Source organism: Rhizobium sp. LCM 4573, from assembly GCF_001854865.1.
Taxonomy (GTDB): domain Bacteria; phylum Pseudomonadota; class Alphaproteobacteria; order Rhizobiales; family Rhizobiaceae; genus Neorhizobium.
This window is the reverse complement of the sequence record NZ_MDDW01000008.1, coordinates 71,189-93,052: the sequence shown is the minus strand read 5'-3', so window position 1 is coordinate 93,052 and position 21,864 is coordinate 71,189. Positions and strand designations below refer to the sequence as shown.

The window sequence follows — 21,864 nt, the reverse complement described above, 5'->3', positions numbered from 1 at the left end:
GGCACAGCCGAGCCATGCCCGGCAATGTTCGACGCAGTTTCAGATCGTACTCGTCAGGCCCCTGTACCCTGTCTGTCGCGCCAGGCGATGTACTCGTCCCGGACACTGTCGGTGAGGGGATAATATTTACGCAGATCACCGCCTTGGGAGAGCCTGAAGCGGGCAAACTCCTCCCACTCCGCATGCTCACTGGAACGCTCGATCACCTCCGGTGCAAGCGCTACCGGTACGACGATGACGCCGTCATCGTCCGCCACGATGATGTCACCCGGCATGACAAGGACGTTTCCGCAAGCGATCGGCACGTTCACGGCGAAGGGGATCAGTCCCGTCTGGGCATGGTAATTCGGCGTCACGCCCTTCACCCAAATTCCAAGGTCAAGTTCCTTGGCTTTGGTGGAATCGCGGATGCAGCCGTCGATCACCACACCGGCGCCGCCCCGGCCGGCGAGGAAGGTCAGCATCATCTCACCGAAGATGCCGCTTGCCATGTCGCCGCGCGCGTCGACCACCACCATGTCGCCGGCTTGGGTTGGATAGAGAACATGTCGATGAAGCTGGAGTTCGGGGTTCTCGTATTCATTCGAGCCGTAGAGATCTTCCCGCTTCGGCATACATTGCAGCGTCAGCGCCGGACCGGCGACCGAACGACCGTACTTCAAGGGCTGTGGACCGCGAATTTGCGGGTCGCGGATACCCATCAGGCTGAGTTCGCTGCTGGCGGTCGCCGTGCCGATTCTGGCAAGCGCGTCGCACAGTTCGCGCGGTGGGCGTGTGATGTCTTTAATGTCTGCAGGAGATTGCATCTGGTGGACCTCGGTGAAAAATGCTTGGGAAGAACGGTTGGTCAGACCCAGCCGCCRTCGACGATGTAGTTCTGGCTGGTGATGGCGCTGGCCTCGTCGGAGGCCAGGAAGAGCGCCATCTTGGCCACGTCCTCAGGCAGCAGGCGGCGCTTGAGGGCCTGACGCTCCTTTCGCATCGCATCCGCCTCCGGCGTCAGCCAGAGATCGAGCTGGCGCTTGGTCATGATCCAGCCCGGCGAGATGGCGTTGACCCGTATTTCGAATGGGCCGAAATCGCGGGCGAGAGAACGGACGAGGCCGAGCACGGCTGATTTTGCGGCGGTATAGAGCGCCATACCACCGAAGCCTGCCATCCACGAGATCGAACTCATGCAGATGATCGACCCGCCACCGGCTGCCTTCATGTCCGGCAGCACCGCCTGGGAGGCGAAGAACTGGTGCTTGAAGTTTGTGGCGATGCGGTCGTCGAAATAGTCTTCCGTCACCTCCTCCGTCGCATGCCGCTCGTCGTGCGCGGCGTTGTTGACGAGAACGGTGATCGGCCCGAGCTTCTGCCGGACGGCTTCGACGCCGGAACGAAGGTCCTCGATGTCGCACAGGTCGAGAGGGACAAACAAAACCTGCCGTCCTTCTGCGGATAGTTTTTCGGCGAGCTCAACGCCCGCTGCCTCGTCGCGGTCGAGGAAGCCCACTTTCGAGCCCTGCTCGGCAAAGGCTTGCACCAGGGCTGCTCCAATGCCGCTTGCTCCGCCGGTTATGAGAACCGTCTTTTCCTTGAGATCCGGATAGATCGCCATGGTTCAAGCCTCCTGGCCAAGCTCGACACGCCGGCCGGTATCACCGTCGAAGAGGTGGATGCGATCAGGCATGAGAGAGACATGGAGATGTTCGCCGGGCTTGTGCGTGATGCGCTCGCGGAAAACACCGACGATCTCATGGCCAGCCAGTCGCATCAGGACCTGGGTTTCGGCGCCTGTTGGCTCGATCGTGATGATCTCGGCCGCATGTCCGTCCGCATCGAGGACCAGGTGCTCTGGGCGAAGACCGAGCTTCACGTCTCTTCCATCGACCTGTCCGGCGGCAGCGGGCAAGGCGATCCGCGTCCCATCGGCGCTGACGAAACTGCCCATACCGATCTTTCCGCCAATGAAGTTCATGGCTGGAGAGCCGATGAAGCCCGCCACGAAGAGGTTGGCCGGACGGTCGTAGAGCTCCAGCGGGGAGCCGATCTGTTCGATGATGCCGCCATGCATGACGACGATCTTGTCGGCCATGGTCATGGCCTCGATCTGGTCATGCGTGACATAAACGGTCGTGGTCTTCAGCCGCTGATGGTTCTGCTTGATCTCGGAGCGCATCTGCACGCGCAGCTTTGCGTCGAGATTGGAAAGCGGCTCGTCGAACAGGAAGACTTCGGGGTTGCGCACCATGGCCCGTCCCATGGCGACGCGCTGGCGTTGGCCGCCCGAGAGCTGGCGGGGATAGCGGTTCAGGTAGTCTTCCAGGTTGAGCATTTTCGCCACTTTGAGAACCCTCTCGCGGATCTCCGCCTTAGGCGCCCTTGCGAGCTTCAGCGAGAAGCCCATGTTCTGCTCGACCGTCATATGCGGATAAAGGGCATAGCTCTGGAAAACCATGGCGATGTCGCGCTCCTTCGGCTGAAGCGAGTTCACGACCCGCTCACCAATGGCGACTTCGCCCGCCGTAATGTCCTCCAGCCCCGCAAGCATGCGCAGCAAGGTGGACTTGCCACAGCCGGATGGGCCGACGAGGACAACGAACTCGCCGTCGGCGATGTCGATGGATACGCCGTGCAATACCTCCAAGGCGCCATAGGATTTCCGAACATTGTTGATCGTTACCGGTGCCAATTGCGGTCTCCTGTCAGAATGGCCTCAATCGTCCCAGCGGGGGGACTTGGCTGGATTGATGTGGCGGACGGATCGGTCCAGCGTTCGGATGCGGGCGATCTCGTCGGCGGTGAGGGCGACATCCCGTGCTGCAAAGTTTGCCCTGAGGTTCTTCTCGCTCCCGGAAGCCGGGATGACGGCATGACCTTCGGCCATGAGGAAGGCGAGCGCGATCGCGGCGGCCGTGACGCTGTGCTCCGCCGCGATGCTCTTCAGGAGTGCGTCGTCGTTGACCGCACCTTTGTAGAGCGGTTGATAGGCGGTCAATGTCAGCCCCTTGTCGCGGCAGTAGCCTGCGAGCTTCGGCGCCTGCAGATAGGGATGGATCTCGACCTGGTCGGTGGCGACCGACGCACGGCCTATCAGCGCGAAAGTCTTCTCCAGCAAGGCGATGGGGAAATTGGAAACCCCGATGTGCTTTGTCCATCCGCGCTGCCTCGCCTCGGCAAGTGCGAGCACATAGTCTTCGAACGGCACCTGATCGTCCTGCGACGGCCAGTGGATGAGCAGAAGGTCGACCTGCCCGGTGCCGAGCGTTTCGAGGCTCTTTTCGACGCTCGGGAGGAAATCAGGTTTCGACAGATTGGTATCGGCCACCTTGGTCGTCACGAAGAAATCGGATCTCGGCAGGCCGGAGCGACGGATCGCTTCGCCTACATTGCCTTCTGTATCGTAGCTTTGGGCCGTGTCGATGTGGCGGTAGCCGATCTCGATCGCCGTCAAGATGGCCTGCATGCCCTCGTCACCCGTGCGGCCGTATGTGCCGAGACCGAGTTGCGGGATAGGTGCGTTATAGCTCATGATACTCCCCTAAGGCTCAGCCCTTCGTAGCGCCGGCCGTCAGGCCGCCGACGAAAAGCCGTTGCATGGATAGAAACAGGATGGCGATCGGCAGGGTCATCACCACGGATGCAGCCATGACCGCACCCCAGTCGGTGTTGAACTCCGTCGAAAATTCCGCAAGCCCGATCGGCAGGGTCTTCACGGAGGAATCCGTGGCGAAGCAGAGCGCGAAGATGAACTCGTTCCAGGTCGTGACGAAGGCATAGACCATGACGGAGGCCAGCCCCGGCAGCGACAAGGGCAGGGTGATGCGGAACAGGCAGCCCAGACGGCTGGCGCCGTCGATGATCGCCGCCTCGTCCAGTTCCACGGGAATATTCTTAAAATAGCTTGTGAGCATCCACACCGACAGGGGAAGGGTGATGATCATGTAGACAAGGATCAGACCCCAGTAAGTGTTCACCAGACCGAGCACCCGCAGGGTAATGAACAGGGGGACGATGATGGCGGCGGTCGGAAGGAGCTGTCCGACCAGCACTAGCGACTGCAGCAGCGGCTTTCCCTTKAACTTGAAGCGGGCGAAGCCGTAGGACGCGAAGATCGCCAGCACCAGCGCAAGCGCCGTCGATCCAACCGAGATGACGATGCTGTTGAGGAAGTAGCGCGGGATGTTGGATTCGAACAGAACCTTGCGATAGTTGTCCCAGGTCGGCATCTCGGGCCACCAGATCGGCGGTACCGTGTAGAGTTCTCGAAGCGTCTTCACCGAGGAAAGAACCATCCACCAGAAGGGGAACAGGCAGACGAACACCAGCAGGACGGAGCCTACGACAATCAGCCATATGGGCAAACCGGGGCGCTTCAGGGTTTCGGTCTTACGGTTCATCGCATTTCCTCCGCGCCGGAGGCCAGGGTTTTGATGTAGATGAACACGATCCCGATCGCGACGGCGAAGAACATGACCGAAAGGGCCGCCGCCTGRCCGAACTGAACATTTTCGAAAGCCGTCCGAAAGATCTGGATCGGCGTGATCAAGGTCCGATTGGCAGGGCCGCCGCGCGTGATCGCGTAGATGATGGTAATGTGATTGAGCGCCCAGATCACCAGGAGCAGCGTGACCGCAACGATCACCGAGCGAACCTGGGGAAGCATCACGTACCAGACCTCTTCCCAGAAGCTTGCACCGTCAATCCGCGCCGCCTCATAAAGATCATTGGAGATGGACTGCAGGCCCGCCAGGACCATGATGGCCACGAAGGGGAACATTTTCCAGATATTGATGGCGATCATTACCGGCATCACGGTGTTGCCGTTGGTCAGCCAGCCGACCGGCTTGTCGATCACGCCCGGTGACGTCAGCATGTAGTTGATGATGCCGAACTCGGTATGCAGCATCCATGCCCAGGTCGTGGCTGCGACGATGCCCGGCACGACCCATGGCACCAGCGTCACGGATCGCACAACCGCTCTTCCGCGGAAATTCTGGTTCAGCARCACGGCCGTCAGAACACCGAGCACCACCTGAAAGACGATCGAGCCGAAAACCCACCAGAGCGTATTCCAGAAGGCTGTCGGAGTGGCTCGCGCCGCCAGGATGCGCCYGAAATTGTTCAGACCGACGAAATTTYCGGCATTGTCCGTTACGCTCAGCAGTCCGGTATAGGCGATCGGATAAGCGATCAGCATTCCAAGGACCATCAGCGCAGGAAGAACGAACAGATAGCCTGCTGACTGTTTTTGCATCAGTTACCATTCCCAAATCGCAAGGGGGCCGGGAGGCGCCTGGCAAGACCCACGCGCCTCCCGGACGGGAGGGATCAAAGAAGCCCTTCGATTTCAGCTGCAGCGCCGTCCATGGCCTCCTGCACATTCTCATCGCCCAGCAGGACGCGCTGAATGCCGTCGAAGTAGGCTTGAGAGATCTGAACCCAGTTCGGATGTGCCGGGACGGGGCGGCCATAGGGGAGCATATCCTTGAAGACCTTCAGGATCGGGTCCTGGAAGCGCTCAGCCTCCATTGCCGATATGCGAGCAGGGAAGGTATCCGTCAGTACGGCCTGGTTTTCGGATTCAGCCAGAAATCCGACAAGCTTCTTGGCGTCGTCCGGGTTCTTGGCTGCGCTCGGGACGACAAGACTCCAGCCGCCCAGGATCGCCGCGGTCTTGYCGCCGTCCGGGTGAGGGATCGGGATCACGTCGATGTCGATCTTCGGGTTTTCCTTGCGGATCGACTGGATGTCGAACTGGCCGGACTGGTACATCGAAACCTTCTCCGCGATGAAGAGGCGGCGGTTGGCGGTGCCGTCGTTCTCGAGCGTCGAGGAGGGAGAGGCGCCATTCTTGAAGAAGTCGGTGTAATAGGTGACCGCCTTGACCGTTTCAGGGGTGTTGACCAGAACCTGCTTGCCGTCGTCCGAGATGATGCCGCCGCCGACCATCCACATGAAGGGCAGGGACCGGAATATCGTGTTGCCGACTTCGCCACCGCCGGTGATGGCGAAGCCGGACTTGCCGTCTGCCGTCAGCTTCTTGGCTGCGTCGGCGAAAGCCTCCCATGTTGACGGAGGATTGCTCGGGTCGAGGCCGGCCGCTTTGAAATCGGCCTTGTTGATGATGATCGCGTGGGTTTCGATGCGATAAGGTGCACCCCACAGCTTGCCGTCCCAAGTGTTATATTCCAATGCGGCCGGGATGTAGTCCTCGCGATCCGTCACGACCTCATCGAGGGGCGCCACAAGGTCATTTTGCGCATAGCMGTTCACCCAGCCGTGCTGGACGTCGATGACATCAGGCGCCGCCCCGGACTGAAGCGCCGTCAAAATACGCTGCGGCAGGCCATCCGTGGTGGTGATCTCAAGCTTTACCGTGATGTCGGGATTGGCCGCCTGGAACTTCTCGACCAATTGGCGAGCCCGGGCCTCATTGAAATTCGGCGTCCACCAGACCACTTCACCGGCAAAGGCGCCGGCTGCCATTGCCAGGAACGATGCCGTCGCGGCAAGCGTCATTTTCGTCAACGTTTTCATGTTTACCTCCCATATGAAATCCGCTGTCGTCGTGTCTCCGGCCTTGCAGGCCGCCGTGATCTATGTGGCCGCGGCCAGAGAGAATGTATCGCCCCTGTCGCGGGCGATCCCTGGAGAGCGTCTGCCCAATGCATCGGCATGCGCGATCAGCGCTTTCATGTAGCCGATCGTATAGGCGTGGCCGGCGTGCCAGGGGGCGGCGCAGTCGAGCTCCGGAACGTGATCGGGCACGAGCAYGCCCTGGTAGCCTTCCTCGTGCAACACCCGCACGATCTCGGCCATGTCGACATCTCCGTCGTCCACAAAGGTCTCGATGTAGTTCGGTACCTTTCCGCGCACGTTGCGGAAATGGACATAGGCAATGGCGTTGCGACGCGCGAAATGGCGGGTCGTCTCGTAGACATCGCCCTCACGCATTTCGGCCAGCGAGCCGATGCAGAATTCCAGCGCATTGGCCGGACTCTCCACCATCGAGAGAAGGCGGTCGTATTTCGCATGCGTGTTGACGAGACGCGCGGTGCCGCGCAGACGTTCGACCGGTGGATCGTCCGGGTGAGCTGCCAGCCGGACGCCGGCCTCTTCCGCGACGGGCACCAGTTCCTGCAGGAACCATTCGAGCCGGGACCAGAGCGTCACCTCGTCCACCGTCTGCGGCGTGGCTCCGGGCACGGCGAGGCGATAGCGCATGTTGCCGACCATACCGTCCGGGAGCGGACTTTGGGCATCGAATTCGTCCATCGCGAATACGGCGGTCAGCGCGCCGCCCCGGGCGATTGRCTTGCGCTGCCAGCCCCATACGCCGGCGATCGAGAAATTGTATCCAAGGACCGGAATTCCAACGCGGCCCATATCCCGCACCAGCTGCTGCAGGTCACGCATCTGCGCCTGCTTGTGCGGACCATCAAGAAGGATATCGGACCAGAAATTCGGTGAGATGTTCTCCAGCGCGGCAATCCGCAGATTGTGGCGTGACAGCATGTCCGAAAGCTGGGCGAGACGATCATACGACCATAAAGGGGCGTCGATGCACTCGCCGTTGATCGGACCAACACCGCCCGCCGTATAGGCGCTCGCATCCGCGTTGCGGCTATAGTCCGTCAAATGCACGACGACATCCTCGACGCCGAGCTGGCTCGCGAAGCGTGCGCCTGCTTCACTAAGCAGCGATCCGTATAGGGAAATCCCGACCCTCAAGCAGCTATCCTCCCATTGCTGCCAACAGTAAGTTCAAATATGAACTTCATCTGTTCTAAATATAACTATGTTGGTAAGGACGGCTGCTGTCAACTCCCTTTAGCGGGAGCGTTCTTCGCTCCACCGCCGGAGAGTGTCTCGGCACCGGTCGCCACCCCGCTCGTGTTCATCGAGCCATCGAAAAGCGGAACGTTCGTTGGCTCATAGGGGAAGCGCTCGCACGCCTCCTCGATCAACTCGACGCCGAGGCCCGGCACCGTCGGCGCCAGGAGCGCACCATTCTCGAATTCCAGCGTTTCCCGCACGAGTTCCTTGCGCCACGAAACGTCGACCGACACCGTCTCGAACACCGAGAAGTTCGGCATGGCCACCGAAGCGTGCAGTGTCATGGCGTTCATCACCGGCCCGACGGGATTGTGCGGCGCGACTGGAATGAGATGCGCGTGGGCAAGGTGTGCGACCCGCTTGGTCTCGCCCATGCCACCGGCAWGGGATACATCCGGTTGCAGGATGTCGACGGCCTTCTTCGACAGGGCCTCCAGGAATTTTCCCGGCTCATACCAGCGCTCGCCGGCTGCGATCGGCACCGGGCTTGCTGCACGTACTTCCGCCAGCGCGTCTATGCTTTCGGGCGGTGTCGGTTCCTCGATCCAGGTCAGATCATAGGGGGCGAGCGCCCGGCACATGGCAATCGCCGTCGGGACGTTGAGCCTGCCATGCACGTCAAGCATCAGGTTGATATCGGGACCGACGGCATCGCGGACGGCTTCGACGATCTCGATGGTCCGGCGGCGTTGACTGCGATCCATCTCAAGATCGGCGACGTCGAAGGGATCCCACTTCAGCGCGCGATAGCCCATGGCTACCGCCTTGCGGGCATTGGCCGCATATTCCTCCGGAGTGGTCGCTCCGAAGAACCAATGGTTTGCGTAGCATTCGACCCGGTCGCGGAATTTGCCGCCCAGAAGTTCGAAGACGGGTACGCCCAATGCCTTGCCCTTGATGTCGAGAAGGGCCGCTTCGATCCCGCCGAGCGCGGTGCGGAACACGGCACCGGTTCGCCAGTAACTGTCCCGGTGGAGCTGTTCTATGATCGCATCGACGGCGAACGGGTCGCGCCCGACGAGCACCCGGTCCAGTTCCTCGAGTGCGGCGACAACCGTCTTCGTCTTCCATTCCAGCGTGGCCTCCCCGACGCCTTCGATCCCGGCATCGGTATAGAGCTTGACGAACACGAAGTTCGTCCGCTGCACGTTTGCGATAAACACCTTCTGGGCAGTGATTTTCATGGCGGACATTTCCTGGCGGTTAGCCCAGTGCTTCCTGGGGCATGACGCGATGGTTGTTAGCCGACGGGGTGACGGCATTGGTGGCGTGGCTATGGTCGGGGAGCGCCCGCTCCATCACCCAGTCGAAGCAGACCGGCGTAACGCCGAGCACCGCCAACCGGATCGATCGGCGAGCCGCCGCCGAGCGCCACGATTCTGTCGCAGCCGGCGGCCCGGTAAAGGTCGAGAGCCTGGCGGACCGCGGTTTCCGACGGGTTTGGCGGTGTTTCGAGGTGCTTGAGGTGTCCGGCGGCAGCATGGACAAGACCTTGCCCGTCAGCCTGGATGATGCCGGGCCGCGGTCGTAGAGGAACAGCGGCCGCGAGACCTTCAGGTCGGAGACTGCCATGGGCAGTTCGTTCAGCTTCCCGTGGCCGAAATCGATCGCGGTCAGGTAGCTTATCCTGGCCATCGTCAACGGCCTCGAAGGCGTGCGATCGCGGTCGCCTGCATGCCGTCTGGCGCCATCTGCATGAGTTCGATGCGGTGGCCGTCCGGATCGGTGATCCAGGTTTGCCAGTTGCCGTCGGCGCCTTGGATCTTCGGGCGGGTGAGCGGCACGCCAGCGGCCGCCAGTTCACGGACAGTCTGCTCGATATCCGGCACGGCGAGGCACATGTGGTTGTAGCCTACGGCCTCCGGCCCTGGGGCGTCGACGCCTTGGCCTTCCGGAAACACCTCCAGATATTGGTCATCAGTGATGCGCAGATAGACGAGCCACAGCCGGTCATCACGGTCCAGGCGCAGCAGTTCCGAAAAGCCGAGCTTGTTGACGTAGAAGTCGAGCGTTCGATCGATGTCCTTAACCCGGATTGCGACATGGGTGATCGAGGAAACAGTCAGCATTCGGAGCCCCTATGATTGGACCAAGACAAAAGGAGAGGTTCGGGTGGGCCGCTGCGTGTCCACGGCCACATCAAAGGGCGCATCCGCCCGCGCAAGACGCGGAGCAATCCTCCCTATGCCGATATCTGGAGCGCCGCCTCCCTCGACTATCCAAATATGAACTTTGACAGTTCATATATGTATGCTAATGACAGGGGATGATTTGTCAACAGGGTAGGTAGTCAATGGACGAGGCGGTCGCCGAAGAAGGTATGAGCAAGCATACCATTCCCGTCATCGATCGTATGATGGATGTGCTCGGCGAGATCGAGAAGAAGGAAAAGGGGCTGACGATCAGCGAACTGACCGGAGCCCTCAAACTGCCGCGGACGACGATCTACAGGATCCTGAATTCGCTGCAGCAGCACCAGATGGTCTATCGGGACGATGGCGGCGCCTACCATCTCGGCCGCAGGCTGATTTCACTGGCCGCGCATGTCGGCGTGCGGGCGACGGAATACGATCTCGCAGCCATCTGCCAGCCTTACCTCGAGAAACTGGCAGCCGATCTCGGCGAGGGCGTCAAGCTCAGCATCCTCGATCAGGAGGGCGTCCTGGTCCTTGCCGCCGCGCAGGGGCGACGTGAATATGCGCTCACCGTGGCGCCCGGGCAGAGGATGCCGATCCATGCGGGGGCGGCAAGCAAGCTGCTCCTCGCGCATCTCGAGAAGGACGGCCTCGATTACTGGCTTTCCCGTCCCCTGGTCAAATACACGGCCAAGACAGTTACCGATCCAAAGCGTCTGCGCAGCGAGCTGACACGCATCAGACGTCTCGGATGGGCGCAGGACAAAGGCGAGAACGCGCCCAGCATTCAGGCCTTCGCGACACCTGTTTTCACCCACAAAGGCAAGATGGTGGCAGCCCTGAGCGTTCCCTTCCTTGCCGGAACGCATCCCAGCCGCATGGAGGAAATTCGCTTGGCCGCCTTGGAGGCGGCCAAGGCGATCAGCGCGGCCATTCCAGTCTAGCAGTATTCGGGAGCTCGCATGAAAATCGTAGATGTGAAATGTGCCGTGATCGGCAAGAGCCCTATCGTGCGCATCGTGTCGGATGAGGGAATTTCGGGCTTCGCCCAGGCTGAAACCTGGAAACCCTACCTCAAGCCGCACATCCTTGCCTTCCGCGACGCGCTGATCGGCGAAGATCCGACGCTCGTCGAGCGGGTCATGCTGAAAATCCGCCAGCGGGGCGGCTTCAAGCCCTGGGGAAGCGCCGTCAGCGTCATCGAGATGGCGCTGTGGGACCTTGCCGGAAAGGCGGCGGGGTTGCCGGTCCACAAGCTGCTCGGGGGCAAGGTGCGCGATCGGGTGCGGGTCTACAACGGCTCCATGCGTTTTCCCTTCAGCGGCTACGAGCCGCAGGATTATGCCGATGATATCCGCAAGATGATGGCCTTGTCGGAAGGCTTCACGATCATCAAGCAGCCGATCGGCTTCCATTCGCCGATGAAGCGCGAGGTATCGAACTTCTATTACGGCGAACCGAATGCCAGCCCCTTCCACGGTGCGCTTGACCGCGGGCCGATCACCGAAACGGGCGTGAGGCATCTTGTCGATTGCGTCGCGGCGATGAAGGAGGTCGCCGGCGACAAGATTGGTCTGGCGTTGGACTGCGGCCCCGGATGGATGCTGCCGGACGCGATCCGGCTAGCGCGCATGCTGGAACCCTACAACCTCCTCTGGTTGGAGGACCTCCTTTCGGGCGACTACACGCCCTGGGTCAACGCCGGCGTCTATCGAGAGCTTACCCGGTGCTCGACCACACCCATCCATACCGGTGAGCAGATCTATCTCCGCCAGAATTTCAAGGAATTGATCGAAACCCACGCCGTCCATGTGGTCGGGCCGGACCCTGCCGACGTTGGCGGTATCGCCGAGCTCAAGTGGATAGCCGAATATGCCGATCTGCACGGCATCATGATGGCGCCGCACGGGACCGCGAACGGCCTTCTCGGTCTTGCCGCACTGATTCAGGTCTCGGCCACGCTTCCGAACAACTTCATTGCCTTCGAGTACACGACGGCGGATCCCGAATGGTGGGCCGATATCGTCGAGGGCTTCCCCTCGCCGATTGTCAAGGCGGGCACGATCGAGGTGCCCGACCGGCCGGGGATGGGCGTGGAGATCATCCCCGAGCGCGCCAGACGGTATCTTTCGCAGGAAGACAGCAGTTTCTTCGATTGAGGAGGCAAAGATGCAGAAGATCGGCATCCTGGGCGCTGCGGGCATAGCGCCTCGGTCCATTATCCAGCCCACCCGCCGCCGCACGGACAGTATCATCTACGCCATCGCATCGAGGCGAAAGGCGGCTGCCGGCGACTATGCCCGCCTCCACGGSATCCCCAGGGCGTATTCGAGCTATGACGATCTTCTGTCCGACCCGGAGATCACGATCATCTACAATGCCCTGCCGCCTGTGGCACATGCCGAATGGACGATCAGGTCGCTCAGGGCCGGCAAGCACGTGCTTTGCGAAAAGCCGCTGGCAATGAACGCTGAGGAGGCCAGACGCATGGTGGAAGCGGCCTCGGTGAGCGGCAGAGTGCTCGCGGAGGCGTTTCACGACCGCTATCATCCGGTGTTTTTGCATCTTCTTGAACGCAAGGCCTCCGGGGCCTTCGGACAAATCCGTTCACTGCAGGCGGAGTTCCATGTCGACATTCCGTTTGATCCCGGCAATATCCGCCACGATCCCGCACAGGGCGGTGGTGCGATGATGGATCTCGGGTGTTATCCGGTGCACTGGCTGCGCAGCTTCATGGGGGAGGAGCCGGAGATCCTGTCCGCCCGCGCAGAGCTGACGCCGCTTAACGTCGACCAGCGCATGGAAGTGGATATGGCCTTTCCTGGCGGCGTGGGCGCGCAGATGGTTGCCGATATCGCCAGTCCACCCTTTCGAGGACTGTTGCGGATCGAGGGTGAGAACGGCACTATCGAGATCGACAATCCGTGCCTGCCGCACAAAGGGCACTCCATCCGGGAATGGTTCGGCGACAGCTACCGCGAGTTCACGCTGGGCGGCGRCACTACCTATGACTACCAGCTTGCAGCCTTCGTCGATGCGGTGGAGAAGGGTTCAACTCTCCCGACCGGTGGCGACGATTCCATCGGCAACATGAAGGCGGTGGATGCGATCTACGCGGCGTCTGGTCTAAGGCGGAAGGGTTTATAGGGGCCACTGTGGCAGACTAGATATCGCTCACTCGTCGAAAACGGCCCGCTGAGAAGAGATTTCCGTTCCAACCTGTAAGGAGGAATTGACGATGTATAGGGACATGCAGGGTACCACCCATCGGCTCGCGCCGCCCGAAATTGCCGTCACCGCGATACCGGATGATGAGCGTGTCTGGGTGCCGCAGGCGCCTGACGTCTGGTTCCGGCCGCTGATGTTGAACACGCTGGCCGGCCAATGGTGCAATCTCCTGAGGGTGCGCAAGTCCGGAGTGCTGTCGCGGCACCTGCATCCCAATCCTGTTCACGGCTTCGTRCTCAAGGGCAGGTGGCACTATCTGGAGCACGACTGGGTGGCGAGTGAGGGCTCCTACGTCTTCGAACCGCCGGGCGAGATCCACACGCTCACCGTGCCGGAGGACGTGCCCGAGATGATCACCTTCTTCAACATTACCGGTTGCATGATCTATCTTGACCAGGAGAACCGGCATGCGGGGTATGAGGACGTCTTCACGAAGATAGACATGTGCCGTGCCCACTATGAAAAGGTTGGCCTCGGCGCCGATTATATCGATCAGTTCATTCGCTGAGGAGCAGAGCCGATGGCACACCATGATCCCGTCGCCCGGCACTGGTCCGCCGCCTGGTTCACCGGCAAGACCGTTCTGGTCACCGGAGGAACGTCGGGTATCGGCGCCGGCATCAGCCGCGGGTTTGCCGAGGCGGGAGCGAAGCTCGTGTGCACTGGCGTAACCGGGGCCGAGATCGAAGCGGCACGCCAGGATCCCTTGTTGTCGGCAGCTCGAATCGAGCGCCTGGACGTGCGGGACCGGGTTGCGGTGGAGCGGCTGGTATCCAGCATTTTGGAGCTGGACGTAGTGGTGAACTGCGCTGGTGTCATTCGGCGTGGTGAGGAGCTTGATCCGGACGTCTTCGCTGATGTGGTCGACATCAATCTCACCGGTAGCATGCGGGTCTGCGCCGCGGCCCGACCGAAACTGGCGGAACGCGGAGGCAGCATCGTCAATGTCGCATCGATGCTGTCCTTCTTCGGCGGCGGTCTCGTGCCCGGGTATTCCGCCAGTAAGGGAGGCATCGTCCAGATGACGAAGTCGCTCGCGATTGCCTATGCTCAGGAGGGGATACGCGTGAACGCCATCGCGCCTGGCTGGATCGAGACGTCGTTGACAAGGGAACTGCAGCAGGACGAAGGACGCCGAACGGCCATCATTAACCGTACGCCGCTCAGGCGATGGGGAAAGCCTGAGGATCTGGTCGGTGGCGTGCTGTTTTTGTGTTCACCGGTCGCGGGATTCATCACCGGGACAATCCTTCCGATCGACGGCGGGTATCTCATCGCCTGAATCGGATGTCGACCCGGCACGTCAAGGCGATGGCCACGGCGACGCCTCGATGCGTACGCACTTGCACGGTGTGATCGCGATCACGCGCCAGCCCGCTACCCTCGAATCCGAACAACATTCCGTTCTACCGGCACTACCATTTCGAGCCGCCAGGCCCGGTAATCGCCAGCCGTTATAAGGGCCTTTTCTCGTTCAACGCTTCGGATTCGTACGCTCAATTTGGATGGCTGCTCAGCAGGATAGAAAGAAGCTCGTGCCGCGGAGTCGCGAAAGGGTTGACGACGGTGACGCCCCCCCATGTGAAGCCTTCGTGCATATCTTCCGATAGCAGCAGGCGGCAACCTGCTTGTGAGGTGACCGCCAGAATGACGGCATCCCACATACTGAGCCTGTGATCTGTCACGAGATCTACAGCGATCATCATTGCTTCCGGCGTGGTCGGCATGACCGGAAACGTATCTCTCCAGCTCAGCAGGATCTCTCGCGCTTCACTGCGGCTTTTGTCGGCCTTGCGCACCAGAACGTTGAAGAGCTCACCAAGTACCTGTACCGGAATGACGACCGATGACTGCGGAAGCTGCCGCACGAGATCCAGCGCGATATTGCGTTTCTCGCTGCTATTCACGCCTTCGGCATAGACAAGGACATTCGTGTCGAACGCAACCCTCACGGCTCATCCTCGTAGAGTTCATCGCGTGACCATTTTCCCGTATGGACGATAGACTGCTTTTCGAGGCGGGAAATTAAGGCAGATCGAGCACCGGCCGCGGTCGTTTCGCGAGCGTCGGCGGGGAGAATGCGTGCAACGGGTTTACCATGGCTGGTCACAACATAGCTGCCTCCCTCCCGAACCTCACGTAGGATCAGGGAGAAGCGGCGATTGGCCTCTGCTGCTGATACGGCTTTTTCCATGGAGGTGTCCGCAAGTAGTAGTTATTTTACCTACATATGGTCGCGTGGATTCGATTTTGYAAGTCTTAAATTGTCCGCCGCGTCATTCCGCATGCCCGCGCCRCCACCGCTTCCGGGGATGAAGACAGCGCCGACCGATTCAAGCGCGCTCTTCAACACGCGAATTGTCGAGGTATCCGTCAACTCACCACCCATCGCCTTGAGGTGCTTTATGGTCGGGTGGCGTGCTGGTACGAGCATCAGTACAGAACCTCAGAGTTTGTCTCTGCGAGCCGCTGCCGCCACGAAGGCTGATGTAAAGAGCAGATGGATAACCAGAAATAGCTTGGCAATGTCCCGCGCTTCGCCGCTGACGACGCCCCAGATGTCGTTTGCCGCGACGGCGCTGAAGCCGACGATGTTTGCGAGTATGACGACGCGGAGCGTGGAAGGTTCGGCTTTTCTCGACAGCCAGTTAAGCATCGCGATGCCGAGAAACGGCCCACCGAGGAGTCGCAGCAACGCGAGCAATTCGGGGGCGGCGTCCGTCGGCACGGCATCGCGGCCAAACTGTAGCGGAAAGAACATCAGCGCCAAGCCAACAAGGGCCAGATAAAGTGCGGATAAGGTAAGCGTCAATTTGGGCATGGTGCCTCCCCGACCGGACAGCTCCAGCGTAGTGGATTTGGCACGTCTCGAATACCATTTGTCGAATTTTCGTGCCTGTGGTTCCCATATCAGGCCGATCCGGTGGTACGCAGTTATTGCTTTTGTCTGTGGCGCCGTCGTGCGGAGTCTCCGGAACGAAGTTCTCCGTCGGGCGCCAAACGTTTGTCGCTGAGACGAGCAACGCAAAGACGTGGCCGCCGCTTCAGCGGATATCGGTGAACAGTTCTCGTTTTCCAGACTACTTTCCCGAGATGCGGAAGTTCGTTGACTTTTGGCAGGAGAACCTAGACGGGCCGCTCCATTCCGTCCGCTATACCCACCGGCGTCTCATTGGCCCTAGCGAGTGGCGCCGCGTCGACGGCGAATTCAAACTGCATTGAGAACTTGATCCGGATTTTGAGCGCGGCACYGGAGAGAGAGGCAGCCTACTGCCCTGTCGGCGTCAATGACGAGCGGTTTCCATCAGCGCTCGTCTCGGTCTTCTCGTAGCAGGGCTTCCGAGGGTGTGTGCTTACGGGAGGCTGTCAGCTTCCGTAACTCCGCGGCAAGGTCGTCGAAAACAGCTCCACCCTCGTTCGCCAGAGCTTGGGGCAGGATCTCGCGATGCTCCGCTTCTGCCGATCGTTCATGTTGGGCTGTCCGGATCTTAAGTCTTGAAATAAGTTCGTCGTCCAGAATACGGACATGCCGATTTCCAGGCATCATTTGCCTCCCGTGATCTCATCGGGAGCAATGATAGCAATCCGGATCCTCTCTGACTATCAATCGTCGCCAGATTGCGAGATCTTGATGGTCCCGCGGCTGCTTGGGGCCAAGCCGAGCATCCATTGAGTCAAGGTAGAGCAAATCCAGCTCACTCGGGGTCATAAATGACCGCTCCGGGGATGCTGTGCGCCAGCGGGTACGCCATCGTGGTCTTGCCGATCCCGAACGAGTATTGAGCAGAGTGAATAAACGCCCTCCTTTCGCGCCGGCGCTTGCCCAATGAGCGCACAACTATCGCGAAAATCCCAAAACTCACAATATACAGGCCGCATCTCCGGCAAATGCCAGTTATGCAATGGCCTTGGCCACCATATCCGGATGCTGACCGATCACGCGCACATAGGCGATGGCGAAATCCGGTGCGGTCGCCCGCGCCTGTTCCCAGTCGCGCAGCGTGCCGACCGGAACCCGGAAGCGGCTGGCGAACTCGGACTGCGAGAGACCAAGCCCGGTCCTCGTCTTGCGGATCAGGCGTGCGCGCTGGCTCCGATCCATGGCCTCGGCCGTCACGTCAAAATCTTCGTCGTCAGCCGGGTCAGCAGGTAGTGTGATATGCTCTTTCTTCACCCTTGTTGCTCCTTCTCACCGAGATGAAGCGGGGCAACTCGCCCCGCCAGACGAAGACGCCGGTGAACAGCTTCTCTCCGACAATGCCAACCGCCTCGAACCGTTCCTCGCCATCGATCTCGCGAATGGATGGGATTATCAGATGGTTGTTGCCTTCAAAAATCCGATCGCCAAAGATCAGCGGCAACTTGTGCTTCTCGCGATTGGCCGCGTCCTTGGCGGGGTCGAACCTACCTTCCGTCATAGATTATGATCATACGGGATTTCCGTATATACTGCAAATCCCTTTTTCGCTCCTGAACTCGGCATTCCTTGAACCGGTCTCTCCTGTCATTGCTGAAGGAGCGGAAGGTTATCAATTTTGCCTGGTCCAGTCAGGCTCGCGGCTTCTTCATCGACAGGGCAGGGCGGGAGAAATTGTCGGATCGCGATCTGGTTCGTGCCTGGTATTCCGAGTTGAATTTTCAGCGAAGAGCGCGGGCGGAGGAGCTTGGTCGTCGTCTCGGGAAGGAACCGATCCAGATCGCACTCGCCTATGTCCTAAATCAACCTTGGCCGGTGGTTCCCTTGATCGGTCCGGCAACCCTCGCAGAACTGCGTCACAGCCTCGCCGCAGCGACGATAAGGCTTTCACCGGAAGAGATTCGATGGCTGGAACACGGACGAAGCGGGACGCTTGGCGTGCCGGGTCGATTTCCTTCAAGGCGTGGCCTTGGCAGAAGACTTTCGGGGTATGAGGGTGGGGGCAGAGATACGGATCCGGTCGTCCGCCGACTCAGCGCCACTCGTAAGCAGATCCAAGGCGTTTGACGCAATCTGCTCGAAGGGCACGCGCAGCGTCGTCAGCGGGGTCGGAAGATGGCTGACGATCGGGATATCGTTGTAACCCACGATCGAAACATCGTTGGGCACGGAAACCCCCAGACGCGAAAGACCGGAAAGCGCGCCGATCGCGGTATTGTCGTTCACGGCGAAAATCGCCGTCGGAGGATTTTTCAAGCGCATGAGCTGCTCGGCTGCATCCGCTCCGGCGTCGATTCCGAAGGTCGACGGAATAATGCATTCCGGACGGATCGGAAGCCCAGCTTCCTCCAAAGCCTGCTTGTAGCCTTCCACGCGCCCGAGGGAACTGGAGGCATATGAAGGACCGGCGATCACGCCGATATCACGGTGGCCGAGATCCAGGAGGTGGCGCGTCGCCAGGTATCCACCCAAGCGGTCGTCGCCGATCGAGGAAAGGCTCCGTCCGTCGGTACGCAGAGCCAGGACAAAAGGCACACCCCGGGCCAATAGCTCGTCAGGAAAATCATCATCCTCGCGTGCCGTCGACAGGATCAATCCGTCAACGCCTCGTTTCAGAAGCGACTCGGCTGCAAGCCGGTCTGCCCTGGGTTTGTCGTCGGTTGTCGCGACAATGGCGAAGCGGCCGCTTTTGCTGCACGCTTTCGCCAAGGCTTCGTAGAGCATCGCCATAACCGTGTCAGTCAGCCGTGGGACGATCACGCCGACCGTCATCGTGTTGCCGCGTCTGAGGCTCGCAGCGGAGACATCTCGAACATAACCCATATCCTCCGCGATCTTCCGGACACGGCGCGAGGTTTCGTTGTCGGATCGGGGAAGTCGTTCATCCAGGATGCGCGACACGGTGGATTTCGAAACACCGGCAGCCGACGCGACATCGAGGATGGTCACCCTTGCCTGGCGGTTCGCGTCTTCGGACCTTGAATCCATTTCATTTTTTTCCGGTTACGATGTTCTTGCTGTTCGATGCTCTCAGCATGCAACAAAAAAAATGTTGACTCCAGTAAAATCGGAAACGATAGTGGGAACGTTCCCATTAACGATCCCATCGCTGATCGCAAGGCGGGCAGCGGCTTATCAAGGAGGAGATATCCCATGCAGGCAATGGATTTGAAAGGTCTGAGCCCGGCACCGGTCACCGCGTTCACCCGCGACGGAGAGGTCGATTATGCGGCCAACGCCCGTATCGCCAAATGGCTTGCAGGCATGGATGGTGTGAAGAGCCTCGTCATTCTTGGCCATGCCGGCGAAGGCACGTTCCTGACCGAGGAAGAGCGCCTGAAGCTCATCCGCACCTATGTAGAAGCAGTCGATGGCCGAATTCCGATCATCGCCGGGATCACCGGCGAAGGCACCAGGGTTGCCGCGCAAGAGGCCAAGAAGTGCAAAGCCGCCGGCGCCACCGGCGCACTCGTCTACCCGAACCACGGCTGGTTACGCTTTGGCTTCCAGAAGGGCGCACCGCAGGACCGTTACAGGGCGATCTGGCAGGAATCTGGCCTGCAATGCATCCTGTTCCAGTATCCGGATGCCACCAAGGCTTCCTACGATCTGGATACGCAGCTTGCCATCGCGACCCAGGATGGCGTGGTTGCCACCAAAAATGGTGTCCGCAACATGAAGCGCTGGTACGTGGAGATTCCTGAACTCAAGAAGGCCAATCCGAGCCTGCAGATCCTGAGTTGCCATGACGAATGGCTGCTGCCGACCATGTTCGATGTCGACGGCCTGCTTGTCGGCTATGGCAATATCGCACCGGAACTGCTGATCGATCTGATCGAGGCCGGAAAGGCGCAGAACTATCCGGAAGCCCGTCAGATCTTCGAACGTCTCCTTCCCGTCACCCGGGCCGTCTATCACCGTGGCTCCCATATGGAAGGTACCGTCGCCTTGAAGCTTGGTCTCGTTCATCGAGGCGTGCTCGATCATGCCACCATCCGGGAGCCGCTGAAGAACCTCGGCGAAAAAGCCGAAGCGGAAATCTTTGCAGCCTTCGAAGCGGCCGGCATTGGCCGGGTCGAGCAACTGATGGCCGCTGAGTAATCAGCGACGCCCCCGCCTTCAAGCGGGGGCGCTTTTAATAGAGGAGAATTGCGGCCGCATCCGAGGGGGCGATGCGCCGCAGAATTGCGAAGTTTAGCAGGTCCAACGCGTAGGTTCGACGCCAGGCCGGGAGAGTGGGCCAGGCAAAGGGAGGAAACATGAATATCGAACAACGGATGGCCGTGCCGTCGCCGGTCATCGATCCACAAGCTGAAATCAGCGCCCGCCTGGAACGGCTGCCGGTGACCCGTGAGGTCTTTTGGGCCCGAAATATCGTCGGCGCCGCGACATTCTTCGACGGTTACACCGTCATTGCCATCGCCTATGCCATGCCGGTTCTTGTCCGCGAGTGGGGTCTGACCCCAGGACAGACGGGAATGATCCTGTCGATGGGCTATCTCGGGCAGTTGATCGGGGCGATCTGCTTCGGCTGGCTTGCCGAAAGGCTCGGCCGCCTCAAAGTCCTGCTGTTCACGATCCTGCTATTCGTCAGCATGGACGTCGCATGCCTCTTTGCAGCCGGCGCCGGCATGATGATGGCATTCCGTTTCATTCAAGGCATTGGAACCGGCGGCGAGGTTCCGGTCGCGAGCGCATATATCAACGAGCTGATCGGCTCGAAGGGGCGCGGCCGCTTCTTCCTGCTATATGAGGTCATGTTCCTGCTCGGCCTGGTCGGTGCGGGCTTGATCGGCTATTTTATGGTCCCGGTCTACGGCTGGAAGGCGATGTTCGTCGTTGGCCTGATTCCTGCGATCCTTATGATCCCCTTGCGCTGGTTCCTGCATGAATCACCCCGCTGGTTGGCTGCCAACGGCCGCTATGAGGAAGCCGATCGCATCGTCACCAAGTTGGAGAACAGCGCCCGTGCCGCCGGCAAGGAACTGCCGGAGCCGAAAGTCGTGGCTGCTCCCGCTCGCCGCAAATCCGACTGGCGCGAACTTTTCCAGGGCATCTACCTCAAGCGCACGCTGTCGATCTGGGCCATGTGGTTCTGCGCCTATATGGTCGCCAATGGCACGATCACCTGGCTTCCGACCCTTTATCGCCAGACGTTCAACCTGCCGCTCGAAACCAGCATCTTTTATGGCTTTGTCACCTCCGTCGGCGGCGTGATCGCGGCCGTGATCTGCGCACTGCTCATCGACAAGGTGGGTCGCAAGCGCTGGTACACGGGCGCCCTTCTGATCGCGCCTGTCCCGCTTGTGATCCTCGCCTTGCTGGGCGCGACGTCCGCAACACAGGTCCTGATCCTCGCCGGGCTCGCCTACGCCATCGTCCAGACCGTAACGTTCTCACTCTACCTCTATTCGGCGGAGATCTACCCGACCCGCCTTCGCGCCATCGGCACGGGTACGGGCAGCGCCTGGCTGCGTCTCGGATCCTCTGCAGGTCCGATCGCTGTCGGCTGGGTCATGTCGTCGATGGGCATTCAGTATGTCTTTGGCGCATTTGCGGCGATCCTGCTGATCGGCGCCTTGGTCACGGCTCTCTTTGCGGTCGAAACGAAAGGCCGGGTCCTGGAGGAGCTGTCGCCTTAACGTACCGCGTCCCAATAACAAGAATATCCCTGCGTCATGGGCGGGCGGCAAGTGCCGCTCGCCTTGCCGCTTTGGCTGGGCGTGCCGTCTCCCTCGATTCTTTGAGAAAAGCTTTTCT

At 60.4% G+C, this 21,864-nt stretch carries 25 protein-coding genes and 2 pseudogenes; 9 read left to right on the top strand and 18 right to left on the bottom strand.

What is annotated here, in order from left to right:
* Positions 1-53: 53 nt before the first annotated feature.
* The 11 genes from LCM4573_RS14635 to LCM4573_RS14585 form a co-directional block, all read right to left on the bottom strand.
* On the bottom strand, positions 54-806 hold the full coding sequence (locus LCM4573_RS14635) for a ribonuclease activity regulator RraA (RefSeq protein ID WP_071007124.1): 753 nt from the start codon (positions 804-806) through the stop codon (positions 54-56).
* Positions 807-847: 41 nt separating this feature from the next.
* Positions 848-1,603 carry an SDR family NAD(P)-dependent oxidoreductase gene (locus tag LCM4573_RS14630; RefSeq protein ID WP_071007123.1) on the bottom strand — a complete coding sequence of 252 codons (756 nt, stop codon included), beginning with the start codon at positions 1,601-1,603 and terminating at the stop codon, positions 848-850.
* A gap of 3 nt (positions 1,604-1,606) precedes the next feature.
* Positions 1,607-2,677 (bottom strand): ABC transporter ATP-binding protein, encoded by a 1,071-nt coding sequence (locus tag LCM4573_RS14625; protein ID WP_071007122.1) that lies wholly within the window; start codon positions 2,675-2,677, stop codon positions 1,607-1,609.
* A 24-nt stretch (positions 2,678-2,701) separates the two neighbouring features.
* The gene (locus tag LCM4573_RS14620; protein WP_071007121.1) at positions 2,702-3,517 is read right to left on the bottom strand and encodes an aldo/keto reductase; all 816 of its coding nucleotides are present in this window, start codon (positions 3,515-3,517) and stop codon (positions 2,702-2,704) included.
* A 16-nt stretch (positions 3,518-3,533) separates the two neighbouring features.
* Positions 3,534-4,385 carry a carbohydrate ABC transporter permease gene (locus LCM4573_RS14615; RefSeq protein ID WP_071007120.1) on the bottom strand — a complete coding sequence of 284 codons (852 nt, stop codon included), beginning with the start codon at positions 4,383-4,385 and terminating at the stop codon, positions 3,534-3,536.
* Positions 4,382-5,242, bottom strand: coding sequence for a carbohydrate ABC transporter permease (locus LCM4573_RS14610; RefSeq protein WP_071007119.1), 861 nt, complete (start codon positions 5,240-5,242; stop codon positions 4,382-4,384). The genes LCM4573_RS14615 and LCM4573_RS14610 overlap by 4 nt, the downstream gene beginning before the upstream one ends.
* A 74-nt stretch (positions 5,243-5,316) precedes the next feature.
* Complete coding sequence (locus tag LCM4573_RS14605) at positions 5,317-6,525, bottom strand: ABC transporter substrate-binding protein (protein WP_071007118.1); 1,209 nt, start codon at positions 6,523-6,525, stop codon at positions 5,317-5,319.
* A gap of 60 nt (positions 6,526-6,585) precedes the next feature.
* Positions 6,586-7,719, bottom strand: a complete 1,134-nt coding sequence (locus LCM4573_RS14600; protein ID WP_071007117.1) for a mannonate dehydratase — start codon at positions 7,717-7,719, stop codon at positions 6,586-6,588.
* 89 nt (positions 7,720-7,808) lie between these two features.
* Positions 7,809-9,008, bottom strand: a complete 1,200-nt coding sequence (locus LCM4573_RS14595; RefSeq protein ID WP_071007116.1) for a mandelate racemase/muconate lactonizing enzyme family protein — start codon at positions 9,006-9,008, stop codon at positions 7,809-7,811.
* 89 nt (positions 9,009-9,097) lie between these two features.
* The gene (locus tag LCM4573_RS28280) at positions 9,098-9,334 is read right to left on the bottom strand and encodes an iron-containing alcohol dehydrogenase (protein WP_244505321.1); all 237 of its coding nucleotides are present in this window, start codon (positions 9,332-9,334) and stop codon (positions 9,098-9,100) included.
* A gap of 127 nt (positions 9,335-9,461) precedes the next feature.
* Positions 9,462-9,893, bottom strand: coding sequence for a VOC family protein (locus LCM4573_RS14585; RefSeq protein ID WP_071007114.1), 432 nt, complete (start codon positions 9,891-9,893; stop codon positions 9,462-9,464).
* Between the two features lie 251 nt (positions 9,894-10,144).
* Here LCM4573_RS14585 and LCM4573_RS14580 point away from each other — a divergent pair, with 251 nt between their 5' ends.
* The 5 genes from LCM4573_RS14580 to LCM4573_RS14560 all read left to right on the top strand — a co-directional run bounded on the left by LCM4573_RS14580 (position 10,145) and on the right by LCM4573_RS14560 (position 14,469).
* A complete protein-coding gene (locus tag LCM4573_RS14580) occupies positions 10,145-10,903 on the top strand; it encodes an IclR family transcriptional regulator (protein ID WP_244505319.1) in 759 nt (252 codons plus the stop codon).
* Between the two features lie 18 nt (positions 10,904-10,921).
* Complete coding sequence (locus tag LCM4573_RS14575) at positions 10,922-12,118, top strand: mandelate racemase/muconate lactonizing enzyme family protein (protein ID WP_071007112.1); 1,197 nt, start codon at positions 10,922-10,924, stop codon at positions 12,116-12,118.
* A 10-nt stretch (positions 12,119-12,128) separates the two neighbouring features.
* Complete coding sequence (locus LCM4573_RS14570; protein WP_071007111.1) at positions 12,129-13,106, top strand: Gfo/Idh/MocA family protein; 978 nt, start codon at positions 12,129-12,131, stop codon at positions 13,104-13,106.
* A 91-nt stretch (positions 13,107-13,197) separates the two neighbouring features.
* Entirely contained in the window at positions 13,198-13,695 is a 498-nt protein-coding gene (locus tag LCM4573_RS14565) for a 2,4'-dihydroxyacetophenone dioxygenase family protein (protein WP_071007110.1), read from the top strand.
* A 12-nt stretch (positions 13,696-13,707) separates the two neighbouring features.
* Positions 13,708-14,469 carry an SDR family NAD(P)-dependent oxidoreductase gene (locus tag LCM4573_RS14560; RefSeq protein ID WP_071007109.1) on the top strand — a complete coding sequence of 254 codons (762 nt, stop codon included), beginning with the start codon at positions 13,708-13,710 and terminating at the stop codon, positions 14,467-14,469.
* 214 nt (positions 14,470-14,683) lie between these two features.
* Here the strand turns inward: LCM4573_RS14560 and LCM4573_RS14555 are convergent, their stop codons facing one another.
* From LCM4573_RS14555 to LCM4573_RS14545, 3 genes are all read right to left on the bottom strand, one after another.
* A complete protein-coding gene (locus LCM4573_RS14555; protein WP_071007108.1) occupies positions 14,684-15,139 on the bottom strand; it encodes a PIN domain-containing protein in 456 nt (151 codons plus the stop codon).
* Entirely contained in the window at positions 15,136-15,381 is a 246-nt protein-coding gene (locus tag LCM4573_RS27285; RefSeq protein WP_083347446.1) for a type II toxin-antitoxin system Phd/YefM family antitoxin, read from the bottom strand. The genes LCM4573_RS14555 and LCM4573_RS27285 overlap by 4 nt, the downstream gene beginning before the upstream one ends.
* A gap of 252 nt (positions 15,382-15,633) precedes the next feature.
* Positions 15,634-16,008, bottom strand: coding sequence for a hypothetical protein (locus LCM4573_RS14545; RefSeq protein ID WP_071007106.1), 375 nt, complete (start codon positions 16,006-16,008; stop codon positions 15,634-15,636).
* A gap of 263 nt (positions 16,009-16,271) precedes the next feature.
* Between LCM4573_RS14545 and LCM4573_RS27280 the strand changes: the two are divergent.
* Positions 16,272-16,409, top strand: a pseudogene (locus tag LCM4573_RS27280) (aspartate-semialdehyde dehydrogenase); the annotation flags it as partial.
* A gap of 82 nt (positions 16,410-16,491) precedes the next feature.
* Here the strand turns inward: LCM4573_RS27280 and LCM4573_RS28925 are convergent.
* The 3 genes from LCM4573_RS28925 to LCM4573_RS14530 all read right to left on the bottom strand — a co-directional run bounded on the left by LCM4573_RS28925 (position 16,492) and on the right by LCM4573_RS14530 (position 17,605).
* Positions 16,492-16,731, bottom strand: a complete 240-nt coding sequence (locus LCM4573_RS28925) for a FitA-like ribbon-helix-helix domain-containing protein (protein ID WP_071007182.1) — start codon at positions 16,729-16,731, stop codon at positions 16,492-16,494.
* A gap of 351 nt (positions 16,732-17,082) precedes the next feature.
* Positions 17,083-17,361 (bottom strand): DNA-binding transcriptional regulator, encoded by a 279-nt coding sequence (locus LCM4573_RS14535; RefSeq protein ID WP_071007105.1) that lies wholly within the window; start codon positions 17,359-17,361, stop codon positions 17,083-17,085.
* Positions 17,330-17,605, bottom strand: a complete 276-nt coding sequence (locus tag LCM4573_RS14530; RefSeq protein WP_071007104.1) for a BrnT family toxin — start codon at positions 17,603-17,605, stop codon at positions 17,330-17,332. Before LCM4573_RS14530 ends, LCM4573_RS14535 begins: the two co-directional genes overlap by 32 nt.
* Positions 17,606-17,673: 68 nt before the next feature.
* Between LCM4573_RS14530 and LCM4573_RS28575 the strand changes: the two are divergent.
* Positions 17,674-18,018: pseudogene (locus LCM4573_RS28575) on the top strand (aldo/keto reductase); the annotation flags it as partial.
* Between the two features lie 42 nt (positions 18,019-18,060).
* Here LCM4573_RS28575 and LCM4573_RS14525 read toward each other — a convergent pair.
* Complete coding sequence (locus tag LCM4573_RS14525) at positions 18,061-19,092, bottom strand: LacI family DNA-binding transcriptional regulator (RefSeq protein WP_071007103.1); 1,032 nt, start codon at positions 19,090-19,092, stop codon at positions 18,061-18,063.
* A gap of 165 nt (positions 19,093-19,257) precedes the next feature.
* Between LCM4573_RS14525 and LCM4573_RS14520 the strand changes: the two genes are divergently transcribed.
* Both LCM4573_RS14520 and LCM4573_RS14515 read left to right on the top strand, forming a co-directional pair.
* Complete coding sequence (locus LCM4573_RS14520) at positions 19,258-20,205, top strand: dihydrodipicolinate synthase family protein (RefSeq protein ID WP_071007102.1); 948 nt, start codon at positions 19,258-19,260, stop codon at positions 20,203-20,205.
* A gap of 158 nt (positions 20,206-20,363) precedes the next feature.
* Entirely contained in the window at positions 20,364-21,746 is a 1,383-nt protein-coding gene (locus tag LCM4573_RS14515; RefSeq protein WP_071007101.1) for an MFS transporter, read from the top strand.
* Positions 21,747-21,864: the final 118 nt, after the last annotated feature.

Bases quoted from the DNA above. Each gene is read 5' to 3' on its own strand.
- LCM4573_RS14520 (WP_071007102.1), top strand. From the start codon at position 19,258: ATGCAGGCAATGGATTTGAAAGGTCTGAGCCCGGCACCGGTCACCGCG.
- LCM4573_RS14515 (WP_071007101.1), top strand. From the start codon at position 20,364: ATGAATATCGAACAACGGATGGCCGTGCCGTCGCCGGTCATCGATCCA.
- LCM4573_RS27285 (WP_083347446.1), bottom strand. From the start codon at position 15,381: ATGGAAAAAGCCGTATCAGCAGCAGAGGCCAATCGCCGCTTCTCCCTG.
- LCM4573_RS14620 (WP_071007121.1), bottom strand. From the start codon at position 3,517: ATGAGCTATAACGCACCTATCCCGCAACTCGGTCTCGGCACATACGGC.
- LCM4573_RS14530 (WP_071007104.1), bottom strand. From the start codon at position 17,605: ATGACGGAAGGTAGGTTCGACCCCGCCAAGGACGCGGCCAATCGCGAG.
- LCM4573_RS14545 (WP_071007106.1), bottom strand. From the start codon at position 16,008: ATGCCCAAATTGACGCTTACCTTATCCGCACTTTATCTGGCCCTTGTT.
- LCM4573_RS14525 (WP_071007103.1), bottom strand. From the start codon at position 19,092: ATGGATTCAAGGTCCGAAGACGCGAACCGCCAGGCAAGGGTGACCATC.
- LCM4573_RS14575 (WP_071007112.1), top strand. From the start codon at position 10,922: ATGAAAATCGTAGATGTGAAATGTGCCGTGATCGGCAAGAGCCCTATC.
- LCM4573_RS14580 (WP_244505319.1), top strand. From the start codon at position 10,145: ATGAGCAAGCATACCATTCCCGTCATCGATCGTATGATGGATGTGCTC.
- LCM4573_RS14560 (WP_071007109.1), top strand. From the start codon at position 13,708: ATGGCACACCATGATCCCGTCGCCCGGCACTGGTCCGCCGCCTGGTTC.
- LCM4573_RS28925 (WP_071007182.1), bottom strand. From the start codon at position 16,731: ATGCCTGGAAATCGGCATGTCCGTATTCTGGACGACGAACTTATTTCA.
- LCM4573_RS14585 (WP_071007114.1), bottom strand. From the start codon at position 9,893: ATGCTGACTGTTTCCTCGATCACCCATGTCGCAATCCGGGTTAAGGAC.
- LCM4573_RS14635 (WP_071007124.1), bottom strand. From the start codon at position 806: ATGCAATCTCCTGCAGACATTAAAGACATCACACGCCCACCGCGCGAA.